This window comes from Dysgonomonas sp. GY75, from assembly GCF_015234155.1.
Taxonomy (GTDB): domain Bacteria; phylum Bacteroidota; class Bacteroidia; order Bacteroidales; family Dysgonomonadaceae; genus Dysgonomonas; species Dysgonomonas gadei.
Genome location: NZ_JADCLQ010000017.1, coordinates 1 through 13,183 on the forward strand (window position 1 = coordinate 1; position 13,183 = coordinate 13,183).

Below are 13,183 nucleotides of genomic sequence, written 5' to 3' on the forward strand. Positions count from 1 at the left end.
ACGGAGTCCATCATCCGGTTGAAACCTGCCTTGCCCCCCATCAGGTCTATCAGGCCCTGGGGGTCGTGGAATACCGACCAGGTATAGTGCCAGCTGTTGCCTTCGGTAAAGGCATCCCCCCATTTCAACGGGTTGAACGGGGACTGGAACGTGCCGTCCTGGTTCTTACCGCGCATCAGCTTATGTTCGGGGTCAAACAGGTTCTTGTAGTTCATCGCGCGTTTGGCATAGATGTCTATTTCTTTGGCAGGTTTACCCAGTTTCTTACCCAGCTGGTAGATACACCAGTCGTCGTATGCATATTCGAGTGTACGGGCAGCATTTTCATTTATCTTCACATCGTAAGGGACATATCCCAGCTTGTTGTAATACTCCCAGCCCAGACGTCCGGTAGAGCTTACTTTAGGGTGTACGGCATTGGCTCCGTGTATAACGGCCTGCCAGAGTGTTTCGATGTCATAGCCTTTGAGTCCTTTGAGATAGGCGTCGGCTACGACCGATGCCGAGTTGTTGCCTACCATACAGCCGCGGTGTCCGGGGCTGGCCCATTCAGGGAGGAATCCACTTTCTTTATAGGTATTGGCCAGTCCTTCCTGCATTTTGGTGTTCATCTCGGGATACATCAGGTTCAGGAACGGGAACAGGCAGCGGAAGGTATCCCAGAAGCCTGTGTCGGTGAACATATAACCGGGTAGTACTTCTCCGTTGTAGGGGCTGTAATGTACGGTCTTTCCTTCTGCATTTATTTCATAGAAACTGCGGGGGAAGAGTACCGAACGGTAAAGGCATGAGTAGAATGTGCGCAGGTTGTCTATGTTATCATCTTCCACTACAATGCGTCCCAGTACCTTGTTCCATTGGTCGCGTCCTTTTTGAGCTATTTGGTCGAATGAGTCGTTACCGAGTTCTTTCAGGTTGATTTCGGCCTGTTCGGGACTGATGAAGGAGGATGCTACTTTTGCGTGTACAGTTTCTCCTTTTTTAGTGGAGAAGCCTATTATCCCTCCGGCATGGTTATCGGATACTTCGAGTCCTCCTTCGGTGATACTGCCGCTTGCCACGGATGCCTTGTATGTAAACGGCTTGTCGAATACGACAACGAAATAGTTCTTGAAGTTTTCGGGTACTCCTCCACTGTTCTTGGTGGTATATCCGACTATCTTGTTTTCACCGGGTATGATTTTGATGTATGAGCCTTTATCGAAGGCATCTACTACGACAAACGACTTATCGTTTTCGGGGAATGTGAAGCGGAACATGACTGCTCTTTCTGTTGGAGCCATCTCTGTTACCACATCATGGTCGGCAAGATAAACTTTATAATAATATGGTTTGGCAATTTCGGCCTTATGGGAAAACCAACTGGCCCGTTTGTCCTGGTCGAAAACGGCTTCTCCGGTTACCGGCATGATGGCGAACTGGCCGTAGTCGTTGATCCAGGGACTGGGCTGGTGTGTCTGCTTGAAACCGCGAATCTTGTCGGCATCGTAGGTATAGGCCCAGCCGTCACCCATTTTCCCGGTCTGGGGCATCCAGAAGTTCATTCCCCAAGGCATGGCTATCGCAGGATAGGTGTTGCCCGTGGAGAGAGAAAATTTCGACTGGGTCCCCACTAAGGGACTGACATAGTCAACTAATTCTGCTTGCTGTGCTTTTGCCGCGCCCAGCAAACCGACAATGCTTAAGAATAATAATCCTATTCTCCTCATTTTTTTTGTGTTTTTAATTAACGATCTAACATTTTTATATAATATCCTCCCACTACTGATCTTGCCTGAAACCCGCGCTGATTTGGCCGATCAGTAAATACCCAGTCTGACATAGGTACCCTGTCGGGAGTTTCATTCATAAATAAGTATAGCGGACTGATAAACTTCTGGAACGTTTCCTGATCTTGAGTAAGAGTAGCTGTCCATATGATCCAATCTGTTTTGGTATAGGTTTCACGGTTATCCAAAGGCAACCCGTATTTATTCTGTTTGCGAAGATAATAAGCAATTTCTTTTTGTGCAACCTCCGCAGGGAAGATACCCATACCCAATATTTTATCCCAAACCAGATTATACTTCTGACTCCATGTTCCAGGCTTGTCAAATGTTAAACGATAGTGATCTCCGTCATCTGCCATTTTCACCCATTCCTTCGCCATTTCTTTTGCTTTGGAGGTATATTTCTCTGCCACATCTTTTTTACCTAATTTATCGGCCAGATAACCATACGATGCAACACCCATTATAGCTTTTATAGAAAGATTAACATTATGTGCAAAATGTCCGGCAAAGTCATCTGTACATAATTGGTTTTCGGGATCGAGCCCGTTTTCAGCGAGATAATCAGTCCATGTAGTCAGCACATCCCAATGTTTTTCAGCATACTGGGCATTTCCCTCTATGTGAGCAACCGCAGCAGTAAGAACCAGCATATTTCCTGCTTCCTCTACCGGCATATCTCCACCATATGTCTGTCCGTTTGCAAGAGGATAAGTACCTACATCATGAGCAGGGAAAGGTTTTACCCATTTGTTGCTTTCACTGTAATAGAAGATATGGTTTAGCAGACCTTTTGCCAGTTCAGGATTGTAGTAAAGGAAAAGAGGCGCTGACGGATATGTTACGTCTACCGTACCAATGGAACCGTTACTGAAATTTTCTTTCGATAAAAAGAGTAAATCCCCGTTCGGTGCTTCCACCAATTTATGAGCCGTAATAGCCTGACGATAGGCAAGGGCGCAGAGTTCGGCATATTCTTTACCTCCGGCCTGTGCTGTTTTTGTTATTAACTCTTTATCAAAAAGGTATGCTTTTTCCATCAGCTTATCATATTCCTGATTTGCTTTATGGAAAACACCTGTAATAGTCTGGTCTCCTCCCTTGTTCCAATACGGCCTCAGATTCTCTCCGAAGTACTGGATAGAGTATATGTCATCATAACCGATCATTATTTTTCCGGCAACAGCATTATTTACAGAGCCCAATGAACGGGTCAGGGCCAGCTTATCACCGGTATTCTCCCTTTTATCGGTAGATTCTTTTTTGACGCCTTCTATAAAGTTTGCTCTCAATTCTTCAGCGTCTCCTATACCTGATATCGTATTCTTCTTTTCGGCTACCAGATAAAAATGCCCCCAGTCTATGCGTACGTTATCGCCCGATTTTCCTAATATTTTCTGGTCCAGACTACCGGTCTTAAGGAACATCAGATCTCCGTCTTCGAATCCTTCACTCACCGATTGCTGCAAGGGTTTGTCTAGCGCCCAAACAGGTGAAGCTTCGAAGTACAGGCTTACATCGTGTGCTTTGCCATCGTTAGATGAAACATTGTATGAAATGTAATTTACGGGACGCGAAAGAAGAGCCAAGTCTTCCATAAATAAAGGTGCGGTGAAAGTCAGTTTGAGATCTACTTCACCACATGCGAATGTATAATGAGTCTGTGTTGCTTGTACATCTACAGATTTCTGAACAGCTGTGGTTTCGAATAATCTCTTATGATCTTTTTCCATTACCAGCCCAAAATCAAGCAGGGCCAATCCTCCGCGATCGTGACAGTAACCGGCAATGATATTCTCTCCCTTTTTCAGTGTAGCAACGACCTCCTCTGACAATGGAGCCAGAATATTTTTCTTAGCGGCATTTCCTGTATTAACGACTTCTATACCGTTGATATAGATAATCGCATCATCGTCATGGGAGTATTCGATATATACCTTCTTCCCTGATAAGTCTTCATCCAGATTGATAACACGCCTTACCCATATGTACTCGGTATTCCACTCTGTCTTAGCTGTAATTTCCTGTGGAATAGAACCAAAAGCAGCAGGCGCTTCTTTCCATCCGGCATCATTGAAGTCTTTATTGAACCAGTTCCCGGCAGGCTTAGTGGTTATATATTTTCCTGTCCAGCCGCCTTGTTCCGAATTGGGAACGACTGTCTGCATGGGAGTTTCTTCTATTCCCATAAAGCGATAGACCTTATTATCCACTTTCACTACACCGATAAGAGGAAAATCGCTGCCTGTCCAGTGCTTTACATTTCCATCATAGAGGTTGTCGGTAAACGACCAGCCCGAAGTATAAGGGTCTATCGTTATCAGAGGATAGGCCGGGGCTCGCAGATCACTTTTGACGATTTCATAATCGTGCACTTTCTCAGTCTTACAACTCAGCAAAATACTTATGCCGAGGCAAAAAAATAGTAATTTTTTCATTAAATTGGTTTTTTATAATTAGTTATTACTTATTTCTTACGGGTATAACTTGTATCTGAACAGAGTTTATAACGAGTTTCATCTAATCGAAGGATGGGCCTTTCTCATAGTCTCCGGAGGTTATACCGGAGAGATTCCCCTCTGCTCATTTTTCCTCTCCGGAAGCATGACAGACAGAAAATAAGAATATCAGGGTAGTGATAAAAAATATTTTTTTCATGATGCTTAAATAAGAGGCTGTTTAATCCACTGTAAATCTATTCTATATAATTTACATGAATACTGAAATCCTATTCAAGAAACAAGAATATATATCCAATTTTATGATTTAACCCGGCATTAACCCAAAACGTAATGGTTAAACTTTAGAAGTATTAAATAAAAATAAGCATCCAACTACCTTTGCTGGCTTCTATTCGGATCTTTTACGTAATTTTAGCACAGATCCAGAAGGCAAAAACCAAGAAAAAAACGGTTAAAAAAGATACTTAAAACGACTCACAACAGGCAGAATATCTTATTCGAACAGCTTTTTAAAGAACATTGCATTTGCTGTATTCCGATATAACGGAAATAGTTACATCAAGTTTGAAGAGTATCGTTGTGTTTTTCTTTTTATCATTTTTGAAGAAGTCTCAGAACTTTCTCTATCTTTTCGTTCATGGGTAGTGATGCATTTATCCAGTGGATATGGGTTCCCCTCTTTTCCATCCCCCTAAACCAGGTCATCTGTCGTTTGGCGAACTGATGGATGGCGATTTCGAGTTGTGAGAACATTTCCTGATAAGGTAGTTTCCCTAACAGATAGAGTGTGACATATTTGTATTCCAGTCCGTAGTAAATGAGGTCATCAGGCTCTACCCCCTTATTCAATATATTTTGCACCTCTTCTATCATTCCTTCATCGAGACGGGCCTTAAGGCGCTTCGATATTTTTTCGCGGCGAAGTTCCCGGTCAATATCTACTCCGACAACAAGGCTGCTTAGCGGAGGGAATTCGTTTTGCTCCAATGGATACTCTCTTTTATATACCTCTATCTCTATGGCCCGGATAGCACGTTGGGCTGTATCTATATCGGTAGTGTTATGGAGATTTTTGAATGTTGCCAATATATCAGTAAGTTCCGGCAAACTGTATTTCTCGTATTTCTTCCTTAATTCCTTATTTTCAGGAACATTCACTAGAGAATATCCTTTCAGAACAGACTCTATATAAAGTCCCGAACCTCCGCACAAAATGGGGAATTTACCTCTGCTTTTAATATCGGTATAAGCCTGATGAAAATCTGACTGATATTCGAAAATATTATACTTATCGCCTGCCTCGCGGATATCTATGAGGTGATAAGGTATATTTTCCCCATCTACGATGTAATCTGCTAAATCCTTTCCTGTGCCTATATCCATAGACTTATATACTTGCCGTGAATCTCCGCTGATGATTTCAGTATCGAGAGAATGAGCCAAATGACAGGCAAAGTTAGTTTTGCCGGATGCGGTTGGGCCTACTATTGTTATCAGGTCATATATTTTCATGATACAAAAGTAGGTTGATTTTATTTTACCTCTTCATCTTTCTTCATTTAAATCTTTGTTCTTCTATAATATATAAGCGATTTGTTCAAAAAACCCCTTATATTTGTAGGTTCAAACAGATTCAAACACTTTATAATTACGAATGAAAGAAGGTAAAAGTTTAGCAAACAGCATCGTAGCTGCATGTCAGGATAAAAAAGCAAGGAATATTGTCATAGTAGATATGACAGAACTACCAGGAACTATCTGCCAATACTTTGTTATATGCGAAGGAAATACGCCTACCCAAGTAGGTGCTATCTCTGATGAGATCGTAGATTCACTGAAAAAAAAGAAGAAAGAACGCCCTATTTCTATCGACGGATTACGAGAAGGCCGGTGGGTAGGAATAGATTATGGTACGGTTATTGTACACGTGTTCTTACCGGAATTGCGTGAATTCTATAATATCGAGCATTTATGGGCCGATGCCAAGTTGGAAAGTATCCCTGATATCGACTGACAACAAATAGCCTTTATTGATTGTTGTATTCCGTAAAACCAAAAACGAATTAAAAAGATATTATCATCAAAATAGTATATGGATAATTATAATAAAGGAGAAAATAACAAGCCGAAAACGCCAGGGATGAAAGGCCCGAAGATGCCCTTTAATCTCTATTGGGTATACCTGATCGTGTTCGCTGCCATTATCGGAATGTACTTTTTCTCCGAGAATACGGGCGGAATTCAGAAAGAGATAGCATGGTCCGAATTTCAGGGTTATGTGAAAGATAATAGCATAAGCAAGATTGTAGTCGACAATAAAAGCAATACATTAAAGGCCACTGTCCGCAAAGATTCGGTCAATCATGTATTTAAGGCTGATGCGGATAAGGCGGGTGATAAACCCTCCATTCTGGTAAAAATACCTTCTGCCGATAAATTTTCTGACTTTTACGACAAGGTAAGGGCTGAACATAACTACAACATCGATGTCAGCTATGAGCCAAATACTACCAGTGCGTGGGACATACTATTGAGCTTCCTGCCTATCGTATTGATATTCGGACTTTTTATTTATATGATGCGACGTATGTCAGGCGGTGGTTCCGGCGGTGGCGGCGGAGTATTCAGCGTGGGCAAGTCAAAAGCCCAGCTATATGACAAAGGTTCCGATCTGCGCGTTACATTCAAAGACGTAGCCGGACTTTCGGAAGCCAAAGAAGAAATAGAAGAAATCGTGGAATTCCTTAAGAATCCTTCACGATATACAGAAATAGGTGGTAAAATACCAAAAGGCGCATTGCTTGTAGGCCCTCCGGGAACAGGAAAGACATTGTTGGCAAAAGCCGTTGCAGGAGAGGCGAATGTTCCGTTCTTCTCCCTGTCGGGCTCCGACTTTGTGGAAATGTTCGTCGGTGTGGGAGCATCCCGTGTAAGGGATTTGTTCAAGCAGGCTAAGGAGAAATCGCCCTGTATTATCTTTATCGACGAGATAGATGCTATCGGACGCGCCCGTGGACGCAACCTGAATATGGGCTCGAACGATGAACGTGAAAACACATTGAATCAGTTGTTAACGGAAATGGACGGTTTCGGTACAAACAGCGGTATCATCATTCTTGCTGCAACCAACCGTGCCGACATTCTGGATAAAGCACTACTTCGTGCAGGACGTTTCGACCGTCAGATAACCGTTGATTTACCGGATGTGAACGACCGTAAGGAAATATTTAAAGTACATCTTCGTCCTGTAAAGATCGACGACTCAGTGGATGTGGAATTCCTTGCCCGCCAGACACCTGGATTCTCTGGAGCAGACATTGCCAATGTATGTAATGAAGCCGCGCTGATTGCAGCCCGTAAAGGGAAGAAAGTTGTTCAGAAAGATGACTTTACCAATGCAGTAGACCGTATTGTGGGAGGTCTGGAAAAGAAGAATAAAGTGACAACTCTCGATGAGAGAAAGACCATTGCCATACACGAGGCCGGACATGCCACATTAAGCTGGTTCCTGCAATATGCTAATCCTTTGGTGAAAGTTACCATTGTTCCGCGGGGCAAGGCTCTGGGTGCTGCATGGTACCTGCCCGAAGAAAGGCAGATTACAACCAAAGAGCAAATGCTGGATGAAATGTGTGCGCTCCTTGGAGGCCGTGCTGCCGAGGAAGTGTTTGTCGGTCACATATCGTCCGGTGCGGCCAATGATCTGGAAAGGGTGACCAAACAGGCATATGCTATGATTTCATATTTAGGAATGAGCGACAAGTTGCCTAATATAAGCTATTATGATTCATCAGGCGAGGCCTATGGTTTCACCAAACCTTATAGTGAAGAAACTGCCCTGCTGATAGATAAGGAAGTGCAGGCAATGATAAACGAACAATATGAACGAGCTAAAGCCCTGCTTCGTAAACATTCCGACGGTCATGAAAAACTGGCAAATCTGCTGGTAACGGAAGAGGTTATATTTGCCGAGGACCTGAAGAAGATATTTGGTGAGCGTCAGTGGGTTTCCCGTTCCGAAGAGATATTAAAGGAAACGGAAGAGCCGCCCAAGAATGTGGAGATAGAGATTAAAAAAGGTACAGTTAACCCGGATATGATTACCCCGGAAGGGCAACCTGAATAATAAAACTTCCCTATTAAAATATATAAACCCTTTACTTACTGATAGTGAAGGGTTTTTATTTTTGCGAACATTTGGTTTATTAATCAAATATTCGACAGGCATCAGGCGTCTGAAATATATTTATTAGATTTGCACAAAACAGAACTACTATGACAAAATCCATACAGCTTAGACTAAGTACCTTAATCCTCATCTTACTTTTACCTCTTGCCTCATGCAAAAAACAACCGGATAAAGAATTATCCTACGAAGGCATATCATTCAAATATCCGTCATACTGGATAGTGAAAACAGAGAAGAGCGCAGGGGGAGGAGCCTATATTGATGCTGAAGAAAAGTTCAGTAGTGAAACAATCTTTTTTGTATCTATATCTCCTTTTGAAACCGATCACGAAGAAATGCTGGAAAATTATTTTTCGAAACTATCTCAAGACTTTGATGTTACCAAAGAGCCTGTCGCATCCGGTAGGTTCGGACAATATGAATCTTCTTCTGTAAAATATAAAATGACTAAAAACAGAGAGAAAGCATATGGGATAATTTATGCTTTCGACACAGAGGAAAGGACAATTCTAATCATCAAGCAGAGCAACAGGGAATACGAATTGAAGCACGAAAAATACAAATTGATGGAAGACAGCTTCAAGGTAGAGGAGCCTATAAAAGACAGTATCTAATAAACAGATAGTTTAGTAAAATAATTGGTACCTTTGCACCCGTTTAAAAGAGACAACATGAATAAGACAAAAGGTATCATACTAGCGCTCATCTCATCGGGAACATTCGGGCTCATTGCATTCTTCTCCATTCCATTACTAAAAACGGGGATGCATGCGCCATCTATACTTTTCTACAGATGCCTGATTTCGGTGTTACTAATAGGAGCAGTATGCCTTATCAGGAAAAAGAATCTCCGGATATCACCTAAGGCTGCCGCACAACTTCTCTGTCTGGGCCTGTTATATACGCTGACGGCTATGGGACTGCTCTACTCTTATAATTATATCTCGAGCGGGGTTGCCACTACTATACACTTCCTCTACCCTGTCTCGGTTTCTTGTATGATGATTATATTCTACAGGGAGAAATTGTCACGGAATCTCTTATTTGCAGCTGTCTTATCTCTGACCGGTGTGGCTATGCTATGCTGGAGCGATTCCGGATTCATCAATACAACAGGGTTACTGGCTGTATTGATGACCGTTTTCACCTATTCCATCTATATCGTATGGCTCAATAGCCCCGAAATAAAGAGACTGGAGCCCGAAACCATTACTTTCTATGTAATGCTCTTCGGTGGATTTATCTTTGCTGTCTTTTCCTATTCTACTACAGGCATCGAACTTTTGCCGGATATACCATCCGTTTTCAATCTTATCGGCCTGGCATTATTTGCGACAGTTATATCCAATCTGGCGCTTGTTGCAGCCGTAAAGCACGCAGGGTCTACCATTACGTCCATACTCGGATCGTTAGAACCCGTAGTAGCTACAGCAGTGGGGATACTCCATTTTGGCGAACCATTCGGATGGAACGGCCTGTTTGGCTTATTGATTATCATAAGCGCGGTATTATTGGTAATTCTTACAGGTAAGAAGAAAGCCGAAGTTCCGGCAACTTAAGGGCACATCCTGTAAATTTTATATCTATTAGCACCAATTATTGCACATTTTTACTATTTTTGTGCGATAAAGAATTAACGAACAGCTATCACAGTTTTTTTAAGTAGCTAATAATCATCAAATAACGATAAAAATGAGTAACAATTTATTAAAAGGTAAAAGAGGAATCGTTTTCGGTGCATTGAACGAAAAATCAATTGCATGGAAAGTGGCCGAAAAAGCCGTGGAACAAGGAGCAACTATTACACTATCGAATACTCCGGTAGCCGTAAGAATGGGTGAGACCAAAGCCCTGTCAGAAAAACTGAATGCAAAAGTTATTGCTGCCGATGCTACCAGTGTAGAAGACCTTGAACAAGTATTCGTACAATCGATGGAAGCTCTTGGTGGCAAGATCGATTTCGTACTCCACTCAATCGGTATGTCGGTGAACCTTCGCAAAGAGAGAGCATATGACAACCTTGATTATGGATTCTTAGACAAGACACTCGACATCTCAGCTATCTCTTTCCATAAGATGATGCAGGTTGCGAAAAAACTGGATGCTATTGCCGAAGGTGGTTCTGTACTTGCACTTACCCACATTGCTGCTCAACGTACATTTACCGGATATAACGATATGGCTGATGCAAAAGCATTACTTGAATCTTTTGGACGCAGCTTCGGTTATGTGTATGGCCGCGATAAAAAAGTCCGTGTAAATACAATATCCCAATCACCTACATTGACTACTGCCGGACAAGGAATCGGCGGAATGAACGCATTCTTCGACTTTGCAGAGAAGATGTCCCCACTGGGTAATGCCAGCGCAGAATCTTGTGCCGACTACTGTATCGTTATGTTCTCAGATCTGACGCGCATGGTAACCATGCAGAACCTGTTCCATGACGGAGGATTCTCCAATATGGGTCTGACTCAGGCAATTGTTGAAGATTATATCGAAAAGAAATAAACAAAATAATACCTGATCTGCGGCTCATAAAATACTATTTATGGGCCGTTATTTATAATAACCTCATATCTTCCCGGAAATATACACAGAGGCTCATCTTTCTCAATCGAATAAAGCTAAACCTAGATATCACGATTTTTTTATTCATTAAGAACTACTTTTTCCCTTATTTGTTTATAATGATAATACCGGTCAATATGAAAATCCGTTTTCCATTCCTTCACATATTCATTGCAATACTTGCCTTAACTCCCGGAGGAGTTTTTTCACAAGTAACAATCGGTTCCAACGAGGAACCGCTGAAAGGAGCATTGCTGGACCTGAAAGAAAATCCGAATGGCACCAGCAACAAAGGACTGATGCTGCCACGCGTGGAACTGGCCGCGAACAATAGCCTGACCATCGCCAGCGGAGCCACGAGTAATTCCGACTATATAGGTACAGTTGTATATAACACAAAAAAAATAGAAACCAGTGAAGCCGACCGCCTATGTCCGGGTGTGCATGTGTGGACAGGCAGTAAATGGCAACCGCTGGTCGCGTATCCTATAAATACGATCCCTCCATCTTTAGCCGGCCCCGAAGCCGATCTGGTCGATTCCAGAGACAGCGAAACATACCATACGGCACGTTTCCATTCAGTTAAAGCAGGTAGTCCGTATAGCTGTACCCCTGTCGAGGTCGTTATAATCGATGCAGGAATATGGATGACACAGAATTTACGTTATACACAAGGGATAACAAATAGTCCGGCGGATACTTATGTTGCCATGCAATATTATACCCCCAGCAACACAGGTGCAACCGCAGCCCGCATCCGGGAGAATGGCAAATTATATAACTGGGCTGCCGCTTCTTCGCAGAAAGGTAATACCACAAACGGCCAAGGCAATGTAGATAACCCTCCTACTTATGAAGCAAATGATGAGAAATATGGTACAGCCGGAGCTGCTACCGAGATCAGACGCCAGGGTGTATGCCCTTCAGGATGGCATCTGCCAACCGACACAGAATGGTATATACTGACCGAAGCTCTCAAACTCCGCCCCGATCTGTACAGCTCCCAGACTACAACAACTGACACAAATGTGGGAAATGTAATGAAAAATTCCACAGAAGCAGCAGGCGCATATCTGGGAACCAGCAAGCCTTCCGACCAGGGAGGATTTGCAGGCTATCTGGTGGGCTTCGCAAATCAAAACAGGGTAACCGGCTATGGTGTAAGCAATCACTGGTGGGCCAGCAGCTCCTACAATGGAGCCAATTCCTGGAAGCGGAGGGTAGACAATAGTACCAGTTCCATAGACTGGTCTCCCAGCTCACGAAACAATCACTTTTCGGTCCGCTGCAAGAAAGATTAACCCCCAAAAGAGCAATTATCCTTTACAATCAAAGGGTATTAAGTCTATGTTAATTCTGTAAGTTTTTTCAATTTGTGAAGAAAGATTAAAGATTATTGCTATATCTTTGACAATAATACAATTGATACCTGCACAAAGCTCGATTGTATTACAGAAGTAATAATTGATTATCAGGGAAAATACCATTGTCTTAATTTATACTATGCTTGTAAAGTTATACGAAGAAAATCCTAATCCGAAAGAGATCGACAAGATTATAAAAGTTTTGCAAGACGGCGGGCTTATCGTCTATCCTACCGACACAGTATATGCCATTGGCTGTGATGCGCTCAATGTACGGGCGGTAGAGAAAATATGCAGGATGAAAGACATTAATCCCGAGAAGAGTAATCTGTCTATCATCTGCTACGACCTGAGCAATATCAGTGAATATGCCAGAGTGGACAACAATACATTCAAGCTGATGAAAAAGAACCTGCCGGGTCCCTTTACGTTTATTCTGAACACGACTTCATCCCTTCCCAAAATATACAAGAACAAAAAGACCGTAGGTATTCGTATTCCCGACAATAATATTATACGCGAACTCGTTCATACTTTAGGCAATCCGATTATGACAACATCCGTTAAAGATGATGATGAAGTGATAGAATACACTACAGATCCGGAGCTGATCTATGAAAGATATCAGGACTTGGTCGACATTGTCATCGATGGTGGGTATGGTGGTATTGAAGCGTCTACAATCGTGGATTGTACGGGCGATGAACCGGAAATAATGCGGCAGGGCAAAGGTGAATTAATTTTGTAAAAGGATATATAATCCATATATTTGCAAACGTCTATAAAACATGGAGGTTTGCAGGCAATTTATTATAATACGCACTAAAT

The 13,183-nt window shown here is 42.5% G+C and carries 10 protein-coding genes; 7 read left to right on the top strand and 3 right to left on the bottom strand.

Going from position 1 to position 13,183, the window contains the following annotated elements:
• The 3 genes from IR083_RS09150 to miaA all read right to left on the bottom strand — a co-directional run.
• The coding region (locus IR083_RS09150) for a GH92 family glycosyl hydrolase (RefSeq protein ID WP_194224065.1) at window positions 1–1,709 on the bottom strand (1,709 nt) is incomplete at its 3' end.
• A gap of 17 nt (window positions 1,710–1,726) precedes the next feature.
• A complete protein-coding gene (locus tag IR083_RS09155; protein WP_194224066.1) occupies window positions 1,727–4,207 on the bottom strand; it encodes a glutaminase domain-containing protein in 2,481 nt (826 codons plus the stop codon).
• Between the two features lie 618 nt (window positions 4,208–4,825).
• On the bottom strand, window positions 4,826–5,743 hold the full coding sequence (miaA, locus tag IR083_RS09160; RefSeq protein ID WP_194224067.1) for a tRNA (adenosine(37)-N6)-dimethylallyltransferase MiaA: 918 nt from the start codon (window positions 5,741–5,743) through the stop codon (window positions 4,826–4,828).
• Window positions 5,744–5,885: 142 nt separating this feature from the next.
• On the opposite strand from miaA, the gene rsfS reads away from it, so the two are divergent.
• The 7 genes from rsfS to IR083_RS09195 all read left to right on the top strand — a co-directional run bounded on the left by rsfS (window position 5,886) and on the right by IR083_RS09195 (window position 13,103).
• The gene (gene rsfS / locus IR083_RS09165; RefSeq protein WP_006800810.1) at window positions 5,886–6,245 is read left to right on the top strand and encodes a ribosome silencing factor; all 360 of its coding nucleotides are present in this window, start codon (window positions 5,886–5,888) and stop codon (window positions 6,243–6,245) included.
• A gap of 78 nt (window positions 6,246–6,323) precedes the next feature.
• Entirely contained in the window at window positions 6,324–8,357 is a 2,034-nt protein-coding gene (ftsH, locus tag IR083_RS09170) for an ATP-dependent zinc metalloprotease FtsH (RefSeq protein WP_006800809.1), read from the top strand.
• Between the two features lie 149 nt (window positions 8,358–8,506).
• Window positions 8,507–9,034 carry a hypothetical protein gene (locus IR083_RS09175; RefSeq protein ID WP_194224068.1) on the top strand — a complete coding sequence of 176 codons (528 nt, stop codon included), beginning with the start codon at window positions 8,507–8,509 and terminating at the stop codon, window positions 9,032–9,034.
• Window positions 9,035–9,091: 57 nt separating this feature from the next.
• Window positions 9,092–9,979, top strand: coding sequence for a DMT family transporter (locus tag IR083_RS09180; protein ID WP_194224069.1), 888 nt, complete (start codon window positions 9,092–9,094; stop codon window positions 9,977–9,979).
• A gap of 133 nt (window positions 9,980–10,112) precedes the next feature.
• The gene (locus IR083_RS09185; RefSeq protein ID WP_006800806.1) at window positions 10,113–10,931 is read left to right on the top strand and encodes an enoyl-ACP reductase; all 819 of its coding nucleotides are present in this window, start codon (window positions 10,113–10,115) and stop codon (window positions 10,929–10,931) included.
• Between the two features lie 197 nt (window positions 10,932–11,128).
• Window positions 11,129–12,292, top strand: coding sequence for a fibrobacter succinogenes major paralogous domain-containing protein (locus tag IR083_RS09190; RefSeq protein ID WP_194224070.1), 1,164 nt, complete (start codon window positions 11,129–11,131; stop codon window positions 12,290–12,292).
• Between the two features lie 202 nt (window positions 12,293–12,494).
• On the top strand, window positions 12,495–13,103 hold the full coding sequence (locus tag IR083_RS09195; RefSeq protein WP_006800804.1) for an L-threonylcarbamoyladenylate synthase: 609 nt from the start codon (window positions 12,495–12,497) through the stop codon (window positions 13,101–13,103).
• The last annotated feature ends 80 nt before the right edge of the window (window positions 13,104–13,183 follow it).